Origin of the sequence: Desulfofustis glycolicus DSM 9705 (assembly GCF_900130015.1) — a bacterium.
GTDB classification, from domain to species: Bacteria; Desulfobacterota; Desulfobulbia; order Desulfobulbales; family Desulfocapsaceae; genus Desulfofustis; species Desulfofustis glycolicus.
In genome coordinates this window covers 66,880-84,841 of record NZ_FQXS01000003.1, presented here as the reverse complement: position 1 = coordinate 84,841, position 17,962 = coordinate 66,880, and the positions used below count along the sequence as shown (strand labels likewise).

At 56.1% G+C, this 17,962-nt stretch carries 17 protein-coding genes; 11 read left to right on the top strand and 6 right to left on the bottom strand.

Annotated elements, in window-relative coordinates; genetic code table 11:
* Positions 1–62 precede the first annotated feature (62 nt).
* On the bottom strand, positions 63–236 hold the full coding sequence (locus BUC26_RS22895) for a TFIIB-type zinc ribbon-containing protein (protein WP_073373508.1): 174 nt from the start codon (positions 234–236) through the stop codon (positions 63–65).
* A 14-nt stretch (positions 237–250) separates the two neighbouring features.
* Positions 251–469 carry a hypothetical protein gene (locus tag BUC26_RS03765; RefSeq protein WP_073373507.1) on the bottom strand — a complete coding sequence of 73 codons (219 nt, stop codon included), beginning with the start codon at positions 467–469 and terminating at the stop codon, positions 251–253.
* Between the two features lie 237 nt (positions 470–706).
* Here BUC26_RS03765 and BUC26_RS03760 point away from each other — a divergent pair, with 237 nt between their 5' ends.
* Positions 707–1,501 (top strand): cytidylate kinase-like family protein, encoded by a 795-nt coding sequence (locus BUC26_RS03760; protein ID WP_073373506.1) that lies wholly within the window; start codon positions 707–709, stop codon positions 1,499–1,501.
* Positions 1,502–1,555: 54 nt separating this feature from the next.
* On the opposite strand, the gene BUC26_RS03755 is transcribed toward BUC26_RS03760, so the two are convergent.
* Positions 1,556–2,989 carry a hypothetical protein gene (locus tag BUC26_RS03755; RefSeq protein ID WP_073373505.1) on the bottom strand — a complete coding sequence of 478 codons (1,434 nt, stop codon included), beginning with the start codon at positions 2,987–2,989 and terminating at the stop codon, positions 1,556–1,558.
* Between the two features lie 97 nt (positions 2,990–3,086).
* Entirely contained in the window at positions 3,087–3,974 is an 888-nt protein-coding gene (gene folD / locus BUC26_RS03750; RefSeq protein WP_073373504.1) for a bifunctional methylenetetrahydrofolate dehydrogenase/methenyltetrahydrofolate cyclohydrolase FolD, read from the bottom strand.
* Positions 3,975–4,378: 404 nt separating this feature from the next.
* Between folD and BUC26_RS03740 the strand changes: the two genes are divergently transcribed.
* Positions 4,379–5,248, top strand: a complete 870-nt coding sequence (locus BUC26_RS03740) for a hypothetical protein (protein WP_073373502.1) — start codon at positions 4,379–4,381, stop codon at positions 5,246–5,248.
* Between the two features lie 8 nt (positions 5,249–5,256).
* Here the strand turns inward: BUC26_RS03740 and BUC26_RS03735 are convergent, their stop codons facing one another.
* The gene (locus BUC26_RS03735) at positions 5,257–5,790 is read right to left on the bottom strand and encodes a nitroreductase family protein (RefSeq protein ID WP_073373501.1); all 534 of its coding nucleotides are present in this window, start codon (positions 5,788–5,790) and stop codon (positions 5,257–5,259) included.
* 288 nt (positions 5,791–6,078) lie between these two features.
* Positions 6,079–6,297, bottom strand: a complete 219-nt coding sequence (locus tag BUC26_RS03730; RefSeq protein WP_073373500.1) for a hypothetical protein — start codon at positions 6,295–6,297, stop codon at positions 6,079–6,081.
* Between the two features lie 301 nt (positions 6,298–6,598).
* On the opposite strand from BUC26_RS03730, the gene BUC26_RS03725 reads away from it, so the two are divergent.
* The 9 genes from BUC26_RS03725 to BUC26_RS03685 all read left to right on the top strand — a co-directional run bounded on the left by BUC26_RS03725 (position 6,599) and on the right by BUC26_RS03685 (position 17,960).
* Positions 6,599–7,213 (top strand): carbonic anhydrase, encoded by a 615-nt coding sequence (locus BUC26_RS03725; RefSeq protein ID WP_073373499.1) that lies wholly within the window; start codon positions 6,599–6,601, stop codon positions 7,211–7,213.
* Between the two features lie 28 nt (positions 7,214–7,241).
* The gene (locus BUC26_RS03720) at positions 7,242–9,437 is read left to right on the top strand and encodes a SulP family inorganic anion transporter (protein WP_073373498.1); all 2,196 of its coding nucleotides are present in this window, start codon (positions 7,242–7,244) and stop codon (positions 9,435–9,437) included.
* Between the two features lie 153 nt (positions 9,438–9,590).
* Complete coding sequence (locus BUC26_RS03715) at positions 9,591–11,066, top strand: sensor histidine kinase (protein WP_073373497.1); 1,476 nt, start codon at positions 9,591–9,593, stop codon at positions 11,064–11,066.
* A complete protein-coding gene (locus tag BUC26_RS03710; RefSeq protein ID WP_073373496.1) occupies positions 11,063–12,409 on the top strand; it encodes a sigma-54-dependent transcriptional regulator in 1,347 nt (448 codons plus the stop codon). Before BUC26_RS03715 ends, BUC26_RS03710 begins: the two co-directional genes overlap by 4 nt.
* 238 nt (positions 12,410–12,647) lie before the next feature.
* Positions 12,648–12,914: a hypothetical protein gene (locus tag BUC26_RS03705; protein WP_073373495.1), complete on the top strand. Its 267-nt coding sequence runs from the start codon at positions 12,648–12,650 to the stop codon at positions 12,912–12,914.
* A 135-nt stretch (positions 12,915–13,049) separates the two neighbouring features.
* Positions 13,050–14,231: a hypothetical protein gene (locus BUC26_RS03700; protein WP_073373494.1), complete on the top strand. Its 1,182-nt coding sequence runs from the start codon at positions 13,050–13,052 to the stop codon at positions 14,229–14,231.
* 155 nt (positions 14,232–14,386) lie between these two features.
* Entirely contained in the window at positions 14,387–16,345 is a 1,959-nt protein-coding gene (locus BUC26_RS03695; protein ID WP_073373493.1) for a proton-conducting transporter transmembrane domain-containing protein, read from the top strand.
* A gap of 47 nt (positions 16,346–16,392) precedes the next feature.
* Positions 16,393–17,310, top strand: a complete 918-nt coding sequence (locus BUC26_RS03690; RefSeq protein WP_073373492.1) for a respiratory chain complex I subunit 1 family protein — start codon at positions 16,393–16,395, stop codon at positions 17,308–17,310.
* On the top strand, positions 17,307–17,960 hold the full coding sequence (locus tag BUC26_RS03685; protein WP_073373491.1) for a hydrogenase: 654 nt from the start codon (positions 17,307–17,309) through the stop codon (positions 17,958–17,960). The genes BUC26_RS03690 and BUC26_RS03685 overlap by 4 nt, the downstream gene beginning before the upstream one ends.
* Positions 17,961–17,962 lie beyond the last annotated feature (2 nt).

Genomic DNA, 17,962 nt, shown 5'->3' with positions numbered 1-17,962 from the left:
GATTGAAATTCCGGAGCCCGTGATGCCCGGATGATCAGGACGGGCTCCGGCCTGGTGTCGGATTATTCCACCTTGTTCTGCATCGGGTCGAAGGCCTTGCCGCAGCTGCTGCAGGTAACTTTCTTGTCCATCTCGTCGGAAAAGATCTCTTTTTTTTGCCCGCACTCGGGGCATTTTACCGTGACCTCGGTGATGGATTTGTTGGCTTCGAAACCGGGGCAATGCTGATCGGTCATGTGATCCTCCTCGTTTACAGGTTAGACGCCGATTGATGAGACACCGATTCAGGGTCGGTGCCGTCACCGTCCTTGCGTTTCTTTCTGGTCAGAAAGTGAATGATACAGGATGGGCGATGTGTGCAGTAGAGTTTCGGGTCGCCGCAGGCCAGACAATCTTCGCACAGGAAATAGCCATGCTTGAGGCAACCATAGGACGTTTCCCGGTCGGGGTGGTTTTTGCATCTTCCCATGGCACTTCGGTTGTTTTGCTCCTCGATGTTAATCTTAAGGTACTACCATCCGTTGACCATCATAGCTGATAGTATAGACATCCTAATCTGCGATGACAGGAAAATTCACGAAACGGGGTTGTTTTTTTCGGCAAAATTATATGCCTGTCATACCTTTTTGTGATAGGGAATCAAGGTGATGCTCGAGTGTCGGAGGGTGATTGATAACCGTTACCTGGTGTCAAAAAGGAGTATCTCATGTCGATTATCTGCATTTCACGCGGAAGCTATTATCGAGGGCGGGAGGTAGCCCAGAAGGTTGCCGATACGCTCGGTTACGGCTGCATTTCCCGGGATTCCCTGCTGGCCTCGAGTGAGGAATTTGACATTCCGGAAATCAAATTGATGCGCAATATCCAGCATGCCACGCAGATCCTGGAGCGCTACTCCTTTGGCCGCGAACGGTATGTCAATTACATCTCCTCGGCAATTCTGCGCCATCTCAAACAGGATAACTATGTTTATCACGGTATTGCCGGACAGTTTTTTTTCTACGATGTTCGCCATCTGCTGAAGGTGCGTATCATCGCCGATCTTGAAGAACGGGTCGACGCCGAGGCTACGCGGCAGAATATTCCCGCCGATCAGGTCCGGCTGCAACTCAAGCATGACGATGAGGAACGGCAGAAATGGGCGCTGTTTCTCTACGGTATCGATATCATCGATCCAAGCATTTATGATATGGTGATCAACGTCAGCGCCATGAGTGTCGATGATGCCACGCAATTAATATGCCAGGCCGTACAACTGCCCTGTTACCAGGCAACGGAAAAATCGCTGGCCAAAGTCAGGGATCTGTCTCTGGCTGCCGAGGTCAGAGCAGCCTTGTTCGACTTTCCCCAGGCCGGCGTTACCGTCATCGGCGGCACGGTTTATATCAACGTCAAAGCGCCGGAGGAGCAGGAAGCGGCTATCAGGGCGCGGATCGAGCAGAATATCGCCGGGATCGACGACATCGACCAGCGGGAGATCCGGGTCGACCCCTATTATTGATCAGCGAAACCCGTTACCGCTTTTTGGGTGACGGTAGGAGACAGGCTGGACCCGTTAGAATATCGGTTCCAGCACGATGTCGTCGGGCGTGCCGAGGGCTCCGTCTGCCCCGGCACCGATGATCCTCTGATTCTCTGTGGCAACCGGCCGGTGTCCACCCTCGAGATGGGCGCCGATATCTTGCCCGAACTCCAGTTTGTTGGTTAGAAAAGCAGCAAAAATATCGCTTATCCGGTAGAGGTCGTTGACCAGCTTCTCTTCTGACCGCAGGTCGGGGGGGCGATGGAAATACCAGCCGCCGAGGTTGCGCAGTGGCGGTCCGTCGCCAAAAGCGGTGCGTGAGGCCCAGGCCTGCCGGAAGGCGGCTGGATTGGCCGGCGCCTGCTCGATGACCGGTTCCCAGAATGATCTGAGGTCGGCTGCTGTACGGTTTTTCTGGCAGGTAAAGCGGTAAGTCGCCTCGAACAGCCAGGGTGGAGCCATCAGCAGCAACAGCGGTTTTTGAGGGCTTCTCCTGGCAAGGAAATCGGCCAGGACCTCGTTGGCCGGATGGTCGAGGCGGTCAATGCCGTCAAGATACTGGCTCAGCCAGACGGCGCGCAACGAAGTTTCCTGACGGGTCAGTCGCGGGGACGCCTGGGCGAGTTGTCGCATCTCCTCGTAACGCGGCTCCTCATCAAGAACGATTCGATAAGCGGTGCGGATGGTGTTGTGCAGCGCCATCGTCCAGGTCATTTTATCATTGATCCGATTTGCGCCGGCCAGCCCGTTTCTGGCGACCCGGTGGATCGTCAGTAATTCTTCGAAGCCCTGTTCCCGGTTGCCGAGCCTGATCTGCAGGACGGCGTGGGCCAGGTAGATGCGACAAAGGTTGTCCAGGTTGCCGGCGCCGCCTGCCGAGGTGACGATCTCAATCGGTTGCGCGGGGTAGGGCAGGACAGACAGTTCGGCCAATTGATCGATAACCAGCCGATAGGGCGCAATCGTCTGCCATGATGTCTCGATGTCCCGCCGGTGGGTTTCGATCTGCCGGGCGTAATTCGCTTCCTCCATCGGCGCGGTGGTGGGTATCGGACCAAGCGAACCGTTATGCAGTGATGTCAGCAGAAACGACGCTTTGCCCGCTTCCGGTTGCCTGACGATCAGGTCTTTTTGCGTATAGAGCTGGTACACCTTGCGCCCATCGAGCAATTGGTAGCCGATAAAACCCGCCATGAGCATGACCAGCAGCAGGCGGAGAAACGAGGAGAACCAGTTTCGTTTCGGGGTGATCTGGAAGAGCGGGGCAAACAGCAGTATCAGGGCCACCGGGATGATGACCAGTACGGCCGCCGCGATGATCTGTTCGGGGGTAACCAGGTCCGGTCGGTCGAGCAGGAGGCGGTAATCGGTTGCCTGCGTGAGCGTGAAATAAACGAAGAAGCCGGCGATGGTTGCCGAAACCAACCATAACGACAGGTAGAGCAGGTATTTGATCAGCGCAAACATAGGCGAACCGGTTCAGGCAGACCGGCTGCAGATGGACGCCGGTGCCGTGAAGGCCCGGCCGGCGTAGGCGCCGGCCGGGTTTGTTATCGGATAAAGATCAGATACTCTTCTGCGCAGAGCGCAGGGTGTTACGCATCAGCATGCAGATTGTCATCGGTCCCACACCGCCTGGTACCGGGGTGATTTTACCGGCGATTTCTTTGGCTTTATCGAAGTCGACGTCGCCCTTGAGGATTGCTTTGCCGGTCTGCTCGTTTTTGCCGACTCGGTTGACGCCGACGTCGATAACTGTTGAGCCGGGCTTGATCCATTCCGGTTTGACCAGGTTCGGCACACCGGCGGCAACGATCAGAATATCGGCCCGTTTGCAGTGGGCCGCCAGGTTCTTGGTGCCGGTATGGACAATGGTCACCGTGCTGTTGGCGCCGACGCCTTTCTGGGCCATCATCATCGCAATCGGCTTGCCGACGATGTTGGAACGTCCGACGACCACCACTTCCGCCCCTTTGGTCTCGGTGCCGGAACGGACGATCAATTCCTGGATACCGGCCGGCGTGCAGGGCAGGAAGCGTACTTCATCGCCGCCGATCATCAGGCGTCCGACGTTGACCGGATGGAAAGCGTCGACATCTTTGTCGGGGTTGATCGCGTTGAGAACTTTCTTCTCGTCGACGTGCTTGGGTAGCGGCAACTGCACGAGGATACCGTGGATTTCCGGATCGTTGTTGTATCTGTCGATCAGGGCGAGCAGGTCTGCTTCGGAAATATCGGCCGGCTGGTTGTCCTGGATTTCGTTGAAGCCGAGATCGAGCGCCGTGCGCACCTTCAGGGTGACATAACTGATCGACGCCGGGTTTTCGCCTACCAGGATGGTGACCAGGCCGGGGACCTTGCCGGTCTTTGCTTTCATCTCTGCGACTTCCTGTTTGATTTCCGCGAGGATGGCCTTGCTGATCTCGGTTCCGCTGATGATTTCTGCAGTCATAGTGCCGTTCCCTCCATGAAGAAAAGTGAGTAAAGCGAGGTGATGATGTCGTCGTTGAGGCATGACTATGTTCGGATCGTACCGATTTTATTCCCATACCATCGCGAATATGTCAACCTGATTTATACGAAAATCACTTCCTTCGAGCCCGGTTCTCCCTTCCCCCCGGTTCCCGGGATGCTGGCGTCTCGACAACCGGCCAGCCCTGCCGGTCCCGGGGCCAAGATCACCTGACCGGACAGGGTGGTTATCGCAACTGCCCGGGTCTGTATTGTCTTGACATACCGTCGTTTATCGACCATCATTTTCCGGTATTAAAGGGGCCGAAAGGCGGCGGCAATCGGTCCGATCGCCGACAAGAAGCCACAAGAGCGGTCCTGCGGATTAATCGAGTGTAACGTGTTATGGAGCATCCCGAACAACTGCCCGGAGCAGAAACGGTCAGCAAATATCTGGCGGCCGGTAACGATCGGCTGAAAAAGATCGTCGGCATGGTGGCCTACAATGTCACCGCTGCCGCCAAACAGGCGGCGCAGGCCCTGATCAACGATCGTGAACGGGTATCCGATGTTACCGATCACCTCGACGGGGAGTTCATATCCGAGTTGGATATGGACCAGGCTGAAGAAATCCGGACGATAATGCAGATCGGCCAGGAATTGCAGCGCTACTTCGATGTCACCATCATGAAACTGGCGCTTCGTGATTTCAATGAAGATCTGCTCCGCCAGATCCGCGATATGGAAAAGCGGGAAGCGGAGGTGCGCGATCGTGAACAGGATATCGAGCGAATTATCCGCAAACGAATCAGTGAACTGCGTGACCAGATCCTCAAAGACAGCACCACCGCCAGAGGGTTTTTTGAAAGTGCCTTGACCAAGGCGGAAAAAGTCTTTGACCAGAACAAGATCACCCGTTTCGCCTATTCGGCCATTTCGGTCTTTCAAGAGGAGTTCTTCGACTTGCAGGGATCAAATGATGTGGAACAGGTCACCAAACTGTATCAACGCGCCATCGAACCGTTCCAGATAACCAAGATGATCATGGACAAGGATGGTAAGCTGAAAAAAGTCGTCACCAACCAGTTCTCGGAGCCCTGCAGTCAGGATCTGTTTCTCTTCTTTTACAAGTATTACAACGAGTTGCTGGAAATTTACCAGACCGAAGGGGAACTGCCCTCCAGTGCCGACGAGTTGGCCCGCATCTTCCACAAAAAGAAGAAAGACATATCCGATATCATCTCGGATATGCAGCAGATTGACAAGACATCTTGATCGGGTCCCTACCGTTTTTCTCCGTATCGCTCAAACGAAATCCGTTCGTCAAGCAATTTCGTGCGATCGTGCCCACCTTTCGTTTCGGCCGGATAGCCGATGGCGATCACTGCTTCGACGACCAGTGACGGGTCCAAGCAGAGCAGATTTTTGACGTAATCTTCGGCAGTTGTCTGGTCGTCATGGTCGCGTTTGCGGATCTGGACCCAGCAGCTGCCCAGGCCGAGGTCGGCGGCGGCCAGGTGCAGGATGATCGAAGCGATCGCCGTGTCTTCTACCCAGACATCGGATTTTTCGGGATGGGCGCAGACGACCACGGCCAGCGCACCGTTTTTGACAAATGAAGAACCGTGCGCTTTGGCACCGGCCAGTTTTTCCAGTGTGTCCGGCTCGGTGACGAAAATGAACTCCCAGGGATTGAGACCGCGCGAGGTCGGTGCGCGCAGGGCTGCTTCGATCAACATGTCGATTTTTTCCTGATCGACCGGTCGTTTCTCAAATTGACGGATGCTTCTTCGTGAACGCAACAGATCGATAAACATGGCAATTCCCCCTGTCTTTAGGGAAACTTGAAAAATTGTCATTTCGTCCAATCTCATCGTTGCGCAATCAAATTTTATCCTCGGAATATCATCTATGCCTGCGGTAAAATTTTCTTGCGCGCCTCGATCTTGAACGAAATTCCGAATTTTTCAAGCTCCCCTTTAATTTAGTTGATCAGAGCTTGTTTCTGGTCGGGATATTCCGGCTCACATTAATCATTGTCGGTTCGATGACAAGACCGTCGCTGCCTCTAAGGGACCCGTGAGTCGTGATCAGGTGGGCGCAGATCAGGTCGACGGCTTGTCTTTCTTTGCCTCTTGGTCATCGGCGGTAGCCGCTTCGTCCTGCCGACACCACCGTTGGTAAACGAGCAGGGCCAAAAGAACGATCACCGCGCTGATCCCCGTGCCGGCTATCGGCCCGAGCAGGTCCGGCAGGAAAAACGCACAGAGCAGTAAAACGGCGAGGATGATGAAGAGAGCGGGGGCTGTGAGAACGGCTTTCATGGTAGTCGAGAGGGTAGCCCGATTAGTGCCTGCTGTCGAGATCTTCTTTGCCGTGAGCACCGATTAGCCGGTCAAGCTGTAAACCTGGGGGGGCAACACGGACAGGACCGATTATTCGTCCGCCTTTCACGAGGGCTCTCGCGGATTGCAGAGATGTAATTTGAGCTTGACTTTTTCCCAAAAAAAACGTTGATTAGGCACGTTGAAAACTGAATGGGCATTCATTGCCGCACGCCAACAACATATGCAGATGCGTATTGAATTTGATGTGTAATTTTTATCAGACTATGGAGAGTTACCAATGGGACGAGAATCACATCCACGCCCCACCGCCGAAATGGTCCTGGCGAAACTGCTCGAAGGCAATCAGCGGTTCGTCACGGGGCAACTGCTGCATCCGAATCATTGTGAAGAGAGCCGGCAACTGACGGTCGACGGCCAGACCCCGATTGCCACCATCCTGACCTGTGCAGATTCTCGTGTCCCCCCGGTCGATATTTTCGACCAGGGTATCGGTGATCTGTTTGTCGTCCGTGTCGCCGGCAACATCATCGGCGACCACACTCTCGGCAGTATCGAATATGCCGTATCCATTTTGCAGACGCCGCTGGTCGTCGTCATGGGGCATTCCTCCTGCGGAGCTGTTTCTGCCGTGATGGGCGGCAAGAAGCTCGACGGTCACATCGCCACGCTCGCCCCGCCGATTCAGGCTGCCGCTAAAATGGTCAAAGACAAGAGCGGTGATCTGGTCAACAACACATCCCGTGAAGTAGCCAAACTGATCGCACGCCGCATCGCCGAATCGGAACCGATCATCGCCGACCATGTCAAGGACGGCACGGTCAAGGTGATTGCCATGTACTACGATCTTGGCAGCGGCAAAGTGGTCGTTCTCGAGGATACTTCCAACAATTGAACGTGAAGCAACGGCAAAGAGATCTCTCATGATTTATAAATTTCTTCCATTTTTCGAATGGTTCAAAGATTACAGTATCGGCAAGTTTCGGGTTGACCTGTTGGCCGGTATTACGGTGGCGCTGGTCTTAATCCCGCAGTCCATGGCTTATGCGCAACTGGCCGGCCTGCCCGCTTATTACGGCCTCTATGCGGCGTTTCTGCCGCCGATGATCGCCTCGCTGTTCGGTTCCAGCCGGCAGTTGGCAACCGGGCCGGTGGCCGTGGTTTCCCTGATGTCTGCGGCTTCCCTGGAACCCCTGGCGACGGCAGGTTCTGCGGAATTCATCGCCTATTCGATCGCGCTGGCTTTAACCGTTGGTCTCTTTCAGTTTCTGCTTGGCGTTTTGCGGCTCGGTCTGGTGGTCAATTTCCTGTCACACCCGGTGGTCAACGGTTTTACCAATGCCGCCGCGATCATTATCGCCACCTCCCAGTTCTCCAAATTTTTTGGCGTCTATGTCGATAGTGCCCCTCATCACTATGAGACCATGATCAGAGTGACGCAGGCTGCCATCGACTATACACATTTCCCAACGCTGCTCTTCGGTGTCGGAGCAGTCGCAATCATGGTAACTCTGCGTAAGATCAATCCACGCATCCCCAATGTGCTGATAGCCGTGGCGGTTACCACGCTGATCTCCTATTTCACGGGGTTCAACAAGGACGAATATGTCGATGTATCGGCATTGCAGACCCCCGGTGTTGCCGAGAAAGTGAAGGAGTTCAATGACGCGTTCGCCGAGGTAAACAGACTCGGGGATGAGCGGGCAAAGATTGGGCTGCAACTGGAAGATGTCCACGCTGCTGAACAGGAGCGTGGCGGACATGGCGGTGAATCCGTCGAATCGGTTGAACTGCGCAGCCGAATCGAGATCATCAGTATCCACCTTGCAGAAGCCAAGCAACACGTGGAGGATGCTCGTCAGGAACTGCGAAGTATGAAGTTTACTGCAGCCGTTGGCGGCGGCACCTTCGCTTTTTATAACAGGGGAGCCGCGCCGGTGGGAGTGGAAACAGTTGGCAAGACCTGGCGACTTGCGGTCGGCAATAAGCAACTTGATCAGGATAGTCTGAGGATGATCGGTGGTGGCGCAATTGTCGGTAAAATTCCTGAAGGTCTCCCAACATTCACTATTCCTGAGTTAAATGGGAAGACGTTTTTTAAATTGCTGCCGATGGCGGTTATCATCTCATTGCTCGGTTTTATGGAAGCAATTGCCATCGCCAAGGCGATGGCCGCCCAGACCGGTCAGAAGCTCGATCCCAACCAGGAGCTGATCGGCCAGGGCCTGGCCAACATGATCGGCTCCATCGGCTCCAGTTATGCTGTCTCCGGTTCGTTTTCCCGCTCCGCTGTCAACCTCCAGGCCGGGGCGCTGACGGGGATTTCTGCCGTTGTTACGTCATTGATGGTGGTCATCACTCTGCTGTTTTTTACGCCGTTGCTCTATCATCTGCCGCAGGCGGTTCTGGCCGCGGTCATCATGATGGCGGTGATCGGACTGCTCAATGTGAAAGGGTTTGTCCATGCCTGGAAAGCACAGTGGTATGACGGGGCGATCTCGGTGATCACCTTTGCCGTCACGCTTTATTTCGCACCGCATCTCGACAAAGGAATTATGATCGGTGTTGCTTTGTCGATGGTGATTTTCCTCTACAAATCGATGCGGCCGGTGGTTGCCAGCCTGTCCATGAGTGAGGAGAAGGTGCTGAAGTCGGCCGATTACTATCGGCTCAAGGGCTGTCGGCATATTTCCGTTGTCCGCTTTGACGGCGCACTGTTTTTTGCCAATGCCAGCTATCTCGATGAGCAGGTTTTGAAGTTTCGTAACGATAGGCCTGATTTGCGGTATATCTTGCTCGATGCACGCGGAGTCAACGACATGGATGCCTCTGGCGAGGAAGCTCTGGCAATGATGGTAAAACGAGTGCGTAGCGCCGGCCTCGGCTTTGCCATTTGCGGCCTCAAAGGTCAAGTTATCGACGTAATGGACCGGACCGGCCTGTATGATGAGATCGGTAAGGATAATATCTACGCCGACAGCCAGACAGCCACCGCTGACTTGGTCGAGAAAATTCATCGCGGGACGGATTTGCCCGAAGGGGGCTGTGATAATTGCCCGTTAACGCAATATCTGCCGCTTGAAGATCAGGAAAACATCAAGAAGGCACGGTTGACGTAGCAACGGTTCCGCCCGGCTCGGCGCATGGTGCCGGCCGGGCGAACAGATCCCGCCCCACATGTGGTCGGGACTGGACCAGACCGGGGCCGGCCGGTCTGCTCGCTCCGGCGGGCAGGGGGCCGGCTCCTTTGCTTTTCTGCGCAGAATCCGACCATGAAGCTGTTCCTGGCCCTCTATAGCTGGTTGTTGATCAGCATCGTCATCCTGCTTGCCATCGACGGCAATATCAGTTACGAGACGGCGATCAGGCAGTTTGATGCCGACATGGCCGATCAAGCCGAGCAGATTGGTCTCATCGTTACCGGCATGATTACGGAAACCTGGCAGGAAAACGGTGAGCACCGGGCGATGAGATTGATCGAAAACGCCAACGCGGCCAATAAACGGATCAGATTTCGCTGGTTTTTCCTGGACGACCTGCCGGCTGAGCGGCGCACGGTCATCGCTGCACGAGCGGAGGCAACAGCCGATTCCGGCAGAGGAATCGTTTCGTTGATCGAAACGACGCAACAGAAAGAGCGCTACCGGGTGACCTATGTACCGACCGACGTCCCGTCAGGACGGCGGGGAGTCCTGGAGTTGACCCAGTCGCTGGCGCCACTGGCCGACTACACCAGGAAGATGTTGATTCGTTCTCTGGTGATAACGGCGCTGCTGGCCACCATCAGTGGCATCATCCTCTACGTGTTTATCCATGTCAAGATTCGCGGACCGCTGGAGCGGCTGTCGGCCAAGGCGGTCCGTATCGGCAAAGGCGATATTGATCCGGACCTGCCGGTCAAAGGCAGTGACGAACTGGCTGATCTGGCCAGAACCATGAATGACATGTGCACCCGGTTGTTGATCGCCAAAGGAAAGATCCACTTCGAACACGAGGCGAGAATCAAGACCTTGGAACAGCTGCGGCACAGTGAAAAACTGTCGACGATCGGCCGGATTACGGCCGGTATCGCCCATGAGCTCGGGACTCCGCTGAATGTCGTTGACGGACGGGCGGCGATGATCGTCAAAGAGGACCTTGATCGTCGGGAAACCCGGGAATATGCCCGGATCATCAGGCAGCAGGCCGAAAAAATGTCGACGATTATCAGACAATTACTGGATTTTTCCCGGCGGGGAACGACGCAGAAGGCCCTCCAGAGCGCAGAGGTGATCCTGCGCCAGGTCGTCGGATTGTTGCAGCCGCTGGCCGACCGTCAACACGCCACCCTGACCCTGGCCGTCGAACCAGGCACCGATTCGCTGGTCTGCGTCGATGGCGGACAGGTGCAGCAGATCGTCACGAACCTGGTCGTCAATGCGCTGCAGGCCATGACCGAGCCCGGAAGCATAACGATTGCAGTAGCCAACGAGGAAGTCTGTTCGGTCGAGCGGACCGACGGAAGACGAAAGCGGGTACTGAAAATTGCCGTTGTCGACGACGGGCCGGGGATTGCCGAACATCATCGTGAGCATCTGTTTGAGCCGTTTTTCACCACGAAACAAACCGGTTCCGGCACCGGGCTCGGCCTTTCCATCGCCCGGGAACTGGCGGAAGAACAGGGAGGCTGGCTGGAGGCCTGTACTCGGCCGGAGAGGGGTGCCTGCTTTTGGTTCATCCTCCCTTGTTGCGCGGAGCCATCGGCATGAAGGCATCGATCCTGATCATCGAAGACGATCGTGACATGTGTGATATGCTATCTGTCGCCTTGGGGCGTCGCGGTTTTTCTGCCGTTGCCTACCAGAGCGGGATGTCCGGTCTGGCGGCGATCGACAGCGGGCAGCCGGACGTTATCCTGGTTGATATCAACTTGCCGGATATCAACGGCATGGAGGTGTGCCAGCGGGTTTCGGCCGACACACCGGACCTGCCGGTGGTGGTCATGACCGCTTTTGGCAACATGGACATGGCGATCGAGGCCATCCGGGCCGGAGCGTACGATTTTATCACCAAGCCGGTGGACATGGATATGCTTGCTCTGGCGCTGGATCGAGCCGTTCAGTACCGGATGCTGCACAAGCAGCTGACCGTCCTGAGCCGCGCTGCAGAGACGGCCCCCAATCTGGACTGTATGATCGGGGAAAGTCAGGTAATGCGGGAGTTGTTTCAACGTCTGACGAAAATCGCCGATACCGGTATTTCCGTATTGATCACCGGAGAGAGCGGTGCCGGCAAGGAAGTGGCCGCGCGCGCCCTGCACAACCTGAGCCGCCGGAAGCAGCAGCCGTTTGTCGCCATCAATTGCTCGACGTTGACGGAAACCTTGCTGGAAAGTGAATTGTTCGGCCATGTCAAAGGGGCGTTCACCGACGCCTGCAGTGATCGCAAGGGACTGTTCCAGGAGGCCGATGGCGGTACCCTGTTTCTCGACGAGATCGCCGATTTCCCACTATCCCTGCAACCAAAGCTCCTGCGTGTTATTGAGGAGCGCCGGGTACGACCGATCGGCACCAATAGCGAGTATCCCTTCGACGTGAGAATCCTGGCCGCGACCAACAGGGATATCGAAGCTGCCGTCGCGGCAGGGGAATTTCGTGAGGACCTGTTCTATCGGCTCAACGTGATCACCGCACAGGTTCCGCCCTTGCGTGAGCGTGGGGCGGACCGGTTGCTGCTGGCCGCCCGGTTCATCAGCGATTGTAGTGCCAGGCAGGGCAAACAGGTAACCGGCATCGACAAGGCGGCGGCAAAAAAAATCCTCAATTACTCGTGGCCGGGCAATGTCCGTGAGTTGCGCAATGCGATGGAACACGCTGTCGCCCTGGCCGACCATCAGCTGATCACCCCGGAGGATCTGCCGGAAAAGATAACATCCCAACACCACCTCCTCGAATCGGTGTATCATCCCGCCGATCTGGTGTCTCTTGAAGAGATGACCAATCGTTATATCAACTATATCCTTGGTGTCACCGAAGGGAACCAAAGCCTGGCCGCCCAGATCCTCGAGATTGACCGAAAAACACTCTACCGGCGTTTAAACAAATCGAGTTGAGTAGTTGAGTTCCCCTGCGCTGGGGCAATATGCCCCGCTGCACCATTGTGCCCCGGCGAACTGTGCAACGTGTCGCCGGTTTTCCCGCTGCCTGCCGCTGATTCCCGGAGCGATTTATTGCTGTTCGCCTGACCGGCCGGACTGTTAGCCGAACAGAGTCGGATGGTGCGACTTGTTGGCACGTATTATGCTTTGCAGACAGTGTTCGCTCTGAATCAACCTTCAGCGAAGGGAGCCCATGAAGATCATTATCGGAATCTATCAAAATCAGGACGATGCGGACGAGCTGTACCGACGCCGGGCAGCCGATCGTTCCGTCGTTACGGAAACCGGGCCGTTTTTTTCAAAAAATCAGGCCTTATCGTGGATGGACTACCTGACCGCAAGGATCGCCGAATGTGAGGTCGTCGCCATTCCTGACGAGCGGACGGATGGTGGCCCGTGGTATGGTTTTACCATCGAAGTCGAAGAACTGCCGCTGCGCCGGCAGGCCGGAGTTCGATGAAACGACCGAACCGCTCCAGTATCTGCCGTTTCCGGCGAATTGTCGGCAAACACAAGGGGCGGGCGCTCTCCGTCCAGGATAAGTCGCCACCGGGAATATGAGCCGTTGTCGACTCACTTTCAACTGAGGTATGCCATGACGAATACGCCATCGACTGCCTGTATCGAACGTGATGTCGCCCCCTTTAAAGTGAGAGGGCTGGCGATTCCTTATCCGGAATTTGTTCCGCGTCTCTACAACCTCTGCCTCTCCTTGGGCTTTAAGCGGCACTTCGTAATGCCCTCCCGGGCATTCTGTTCCGATGAAAACCAGGGCTTTCCGATTATCCTGCTGAGCAAGCATTTTGGTGTCTTTCCCTTCGATCATGGTCGGGTCGGCGGGATCATGGCCGTCGATCGGCACGGGCCCCATGCCCATCACGGTGAAGATTCGCTGATCCTGCAGGCCAGTCATGTCGGTTACGATCCCACTACCGGCCTCTACGGCACCTATAAACGCCCCCTGCTCGAGCGCAACGTGATCTCCCCGTCCTGTGGTAAAATCACGCTGGTCATCGAACCCTACCTGCGGCAGTATCAGTTTGCCCAGCAGCGGATCTTCCTGCGGCGCAGTGAGAAAGGACAATACTTGATCAAGGCCCGCGACTCGCTGATCGATTTTTCCTCCAAACCGATTACTGACGGCCTGGTGCTGCGGCTCGATCGTATCGTCAAGGCCGACGAGAACAATCGCATCGTGCCGGCGGCGACCCACACCACCTCGCACTCCTACGAGGTTTCCGAACACTTCAGGAACCGCCTGTATGCCGCCGGCTATCAGTGGCAGGAGGGAAGCGGCGAGCCGATCGGCAACCATCTGGCCGCGGATCTGTTCTCTTTCCGTGAAGAACTGCATGGCACCGATGAATCCATTCATCTCGAACGCAATCTCATCGAGTTCATGCCGCAGATTGTTACCCATAAGAGTCCGCAGCTCAAAGCGGCACAGATCAATATCCAGATGGAGTTTGCCCGCACTGTCGAGTCAATTCGCCAGGGCGGAGCGTATGAAGGAAAGAATCTGATCTATCTGGCCGGGCTTAATATCGATATTTCAGCCTTCGACGGCAACCCGGAAACCACTTATTTCGTCCCCTGGGCCGCTCATATCCAGCTACGCGAAAAGGCCCGGCAAGAGTTTCTGCACCCGCTCGAACAGGACGAATTATTTGCGATGCTGATGGCGCAAAGCAAGGAGAACGTCGATATGGCTGATATCAAGGAACAGATCGGCAGGATGCTCAACTCTCCGCTGCATGATATCCGTACGCCGCAGTGACGGCGAGAGCAAAAGGGGAGATTGAACGAAATTCCGAATTTTCCAAGCTCCCCAAACGTCCTGGTAATTACGAGCAACAGCGGAAGGCAGCGGTCCGGCGATCGCCGGGTGCAGCGCGAGCCGCATTCATTCAACGATAGCTGGACCGGTTTGACATGAACTATTTTTTTGCGGCCCTGGGCCTGGTTTTAACAGGTGGCGTTGCTGCGCTGATCTTTCATCGACAGTTCCTGTTCGCCAAAGGATTCTCCTTGCTGTTGACGGTGGCTGGCTGCGCCCTCGGCCTCGCCTCGCTGGCCCTGCCGTCAGATGGGCCGGCGGCCGATTGGTCTTTGACCTGGCTGCAGATTTTTCCCCTGTCCTGCAGCGTCGACAGCCTCTCCGCCTTTTTCCTGGTGCCGATTTTCCTGATTTGCCCGCTGGCGGCGGTCTATAACATCGGCTATCAGGATGACGCCGGAGCGTCTCTGAAAACAATGGTCGGCGTGTTCTTTCTCAATCTGTTGCTGGTGGCTATGGCCTTGGTCGTGGTCGCGGGCAATCTGCTCACCCTCCTGTTGGCCTGGGAAGTGATGTCCCTGTCGTCTTTTTTTCTGGTGCTCTATGATTTTAAAAAGGAGACGACAAGAAAGGCGGCGTACCTCTACCTCGTCTTCTCCCAGGCCGGCGTGTTGTTGATCAGTGCCGCTTTTGCCATCATTTTCGGCAGCACCGGCAGTTTCCTGTTCGCCGGTGCCGCGACCTTGCCCGCTGATATCAAGCTGCTCGTGTTTTTTCTGGCCTGTGCCGGGTTCGGTTCGAAGGCCGGTGTCTTCCCGCTGCATATCTGGCTGCCGCACGCCCACCCGGCTGCACCGAGCCATATCTCGGCGGTGCTGTCCGGCGTGATGATCAAGATGGGGATTTACGGGATCGTCCGGACCTATCTGCTGCTCGGCAGCCAAGATCCGCTGATCGGCCAGGCGGTTCTGGTGCTTGGCATGGCCTCGGGGGTGCTCGGCGTCCTCTATGCCCTGGGCAAACATGATATCAAGCGACTGCTCGCCTATCATAGCGTCGAGAATATCGGCATCATCATGATCGGGCTCGGTCTCGGCATGCTCGGCGCGACCCTGGGGAACCCGGTCATGGCCGGCTTCGGTTTCGCCGGCGGCCTGCTCCACGTGTTCAACCATTCCATCTTCAAATCCCTGCTCTTCATGGGGGCGGGGGCGGTGGTCAAGGCGACCGGACTGCTCCACGTCGATGATCTGGGCGGCCTGATCAAACAGATGCCGGTGACCGGCCGGAGTTTTATCGCCGGTTCGGTTTCGATTTCCGGATTGCCGCCGGGTAATGGCTTCATCAGCGAATTCCTGATCTATTTTGCCGCTTTTCACGGGTTGTCGGAAACCGGGGCGAACCTGATCCTGGTGATGCTGGCCATTATTTCGCTGGCGGTTATCGGCGGTCTTGCCGCAGCCTGTTTTACCAAAGTGGTCGGCATCGTTTTTCTCGGCGAGCCGAGGCACGAGGAGCTGCGGTCGGTCGGTGAGGCCGGCAGCTGGATGAGTCTACCGATGCTGCTGCTGGCCAGCTTCTGTCTGGTCATCGGCGTGTTTCCCGAGCCGTTCATCAACGCGGTCTTCCGCACGGTGGCCCAGATGGTGCCGGCTCTGACCGTCGATCATGTCCTGGTCGCCACGGTCGGAACCAACCTGGCCTGGGCTTCCCGGCTGCTGCTGCTTATGGTGCTGCTGATCATGGCGGTCAGAAAAGCCTTTTCGCTGCGAAAGGAGGTCGCCCGTGGTCCGACCTGGGGATGCGGCTTTACCCGGCCGACGGTCAGGATGCAGTATAGCGGGACCAGTTATGCGCTGAGCATCGTCTCGTTTTATCGGCCGTTCGCCCGGATCAGGACGATCTGGTCGGGAATCGATACCATCTTCCCGAAACAGGCTGCCTACGCGTCACGGGTAGACGATATCGCCGAGATCGCGCTCCACCGCTTTCTTGTATCTCCAGTGGCCTTTGTCCTCGGGAAATTGCGCTGGATACAGCACGGCCATATTCAGCTCTATATCGGCTATATCATCGGCACCATTGCCGTCTTGCTGCTGATCTTCTTTCTTTGATCAAACCGGTGATGACATTGATTGTTCTTTTTCTGTCGAGGTAACGCATGGAGTCCATTCTTTCCTTCGGGGTGGCGCTGCTGGTCGCACCACTGTTCCCGGGTATCATACTCAAGGTCAAGGCTTTTTTTGCCGGTAAGAAGGGGCCGCCGTTGTTGATCAAGTATTACACGCTGGTCAAGCTGCTGCGCAAAGGATTTGTCTACAGCACCAGCACCAGTCTGGTCTTCCGCATGGGACCGATCGTCGTCTGTGCGACGGCGCTGATGGCACTGCTGTTTTTTCCGTTCGGCGGTGTGGCGCCATTGCTTTTTTTCCAGGGTGACGTGATCGTCCTGTTCTACGTGATGGGGCTGGGCCGCTTTTTCATGGTGATTGCCGCGCTTGATACGGCGTCACCCTTCGAGGGCATGGGTGCCGCCCGTGAGGCTTTTTTCGGTACCCTGGCCGAAGCGAGTATCTTTACCATGCTCATCCTGTTCTACCGGATGAACGGCTCTCTCAGTCTGGCCGGCTATTTCACCGGACCGGAAGCGATTTCCCAGACGGCCCCGGCCGGCGCGTTACTGCTGCTGGTGATCGTTGCCTTGTTTATGGTCCTGCTCGCCGAGAACTCCCGGGTCCCGGTGGACGATCCGGCCACCCACCTGGAATTGACGATGATCCACGAGGTGATGATTCTCGACCACAGCGGTCCGGACTTGGCTCTGATCGAATACGGCTCGTTTTGCAAGCTGCTGTTTTATGCCTCCTTTGTCGCCATGCTCATCTACCCGTTCCACCAGTTCGGCCCAGTCCTCGCGATGGCCCTGTTCTATGGAGCGGTCGCCCTGGTCTACGTGGCAATCGGTATTACCGAATCGATCATGGCCCGGCTGAAGATGAATCTGGTGCCCAAATATATACTGACGTCTTTTACCCTGGCGTTTTTTGCGGTGATCCTGTCTATGGGGATAAGCCAATGATCAACATGACCAACACCATTCTCGTCATCATCCTGCTGTCGGTATTGTTGTCGCTGGCGTCCAACCGGCTGTCTGCCCTGGTCAGGATCATGGCCCTGCAGGGAGTCATGGTGTCGCTCACCCCGCTGTTTCTCGAACATCACAGCAATCTCGGCAGCGGCGGGCTGATTTTTTTTCAGATCATGATCTTGATCAAGGGGTTGCTCATTCCCGGTCTGTTGTTCATGGCGGTGCGCAAGGTCTCGATCACCCGCGAGATCGAGCCGCTGATCGGCTACCACGCTTCCCTGTTCTTCGGGTTGGTGTGTATTCTGCTGTCCGGCTACATCACCTCCCGGCTGCAGGTGTCCCTGCCGGCCGGCCATGAGTTGTTACTCATTACGGCGATCACCACCCTGGCCGCCGGATTGTTCCTGATGATGGGCCGGACGAAGGCGATCACCCAGGTGATCGGCTACCTGATGCTGGAAAACGGCATCTACCTGATCGGCACCGCGCTTACCAAACAATCGCACACCCTCTATGTGGTCGAGTTCGGGGTGCTGCTCGATCTGCTGGTCGGCGTGATGATCATGGGCATCATCCTGCATAACATCAACCATGCCTTCGACGATGTCGACACTACCCTGATGCGACGTTTAAAGGACTGAAC

What these genes read in the sequence shown, in the direction of transcription:
- BUC26_RS03755 (WP_073373505.1), bottom strand. Translation starts at nt 2,989, where the DNA reads ATGTTTGCGCTGATCAAATACCTGCTCTACCTGTCGTTATGGTTGGTT.
- BUC26_RS03700 (WP_073373494.1), top strand. Translation starts at nt 13,050, where the DNA reads ATGACGAATACGCCATCGACTGCCTGTATCGAACGTGATGTCGCCCCC.
- BUC26_RS03715 (WP_073373497.1), top strand. Translation starts at nt 9,591, where the DNA reads ATGAAGCTGTTCCTGGCCCTCTATAGCTGGTTGTTGATCAGCATCGTC.
- BUC26_RS03695 (WP_073373493.1), top strand. Translation starts at nt 14,387, where the DNA reads ATGAACTATTTTTTTGCGGCCCTGGGCCTGGTTTTAACAGGTGGCGTT.
- BUC26_RS03735 (WP_073373501.1), bottom strand. Translation starts at nt 5,790, where the DNA reads ATGTTTATCGATCTGTTGCGTTCACGAAGAAGCATCCGTCAATTTGAG.
- BUC26_RS03730 (WP_073373500.1), bottom strand. Translation starts at nt 6,297, where the DNA reads ATGAAAGCCGTTCTCACAGCCCCCGCTCTCTTCATCATCCTCGCCGTT.
- BUC26_RS03740 (WP_073373502.1), top strand. Translation starts at nt 4,379, where the DNA reads ATGGAGCATCCCGAACAACTGCCCGGAGCAGAAACGGTCAGCAAATAT.
- BUC26_RS03685 (WP_073373491.1), top strand. Translation starts at nt 17,307, where the DNA reads ATGATCAACATGACCAACACCATTCTCGTCATCATCCTGCTGTCGGTA.
- BUC26_RS03720 (WP_073373498.1), top strand. Translation starts at nt 7,242, where the DNA reads ATGATTTATAAATTTCTTCCATTTTTCGAATGGTTCAAAGATTACAGT.
- BUC26_RS03710 (WP_073373496.1), top strand. Translation starts at nt 11,063, where the DNA reads ATGAAGGCATCGATCCTGATCATCGAAGACGATCGTGACATGTGTGAT.
- BUC26_RS22895 (WP_073373508.1), bottom strand. Translation starts at nt 236, where the DNA reads ATGACCGATCAGCATTGCCCCGGTTTCGAAGCCAACAAATCCATCACC.
- BUC26_RS03705 (WP_073373495.1), top strand. Translation starts at nt 12,648, where the DNA reads ATGAAGATCATTATCGGAATCTATCAAAATCAGGACGATGCGGACGAG.
- BUC26_RS03765 (WP_073373507.1), bottom strand. Translation starts at nt 469, where the DNA reads ATGGGAAGATGCAAAAACCACCCCGACCGGGAAACGTCCTATGGTTGC.
- BUC26_RS03725 (WP_073373499.1), top strand. Translation starts at nt 6,599, where the DNA reads ATGGGACGAGAATCACATCCACGCCCCACCGCCGAAATGGTCCTGGCG.
- folD (WP_073373504.1), bottom strand. Translation starts at nt 3,974, where the DNA reads ATGACTGCAGAAATCATCAGCGGAACCGAGATCAGCAAGGCCATCCTC.
- BUC26_RS03690 (WP_073373492.1), top strand. Translation starts at nt 16,393, where the DNA reads ATGGAGTCCATTCTTTCCTTCGGGGTGGCGCTGCTGGTCGCACCACTG.
- BUC26_RS03760 (WP_073373506.1), top strand. Translation starts at nt 707, where the DNA reads ATGTCGATTATCTGCATTTCACGCGGAAGCTATTATCGAGGGCGGGAG.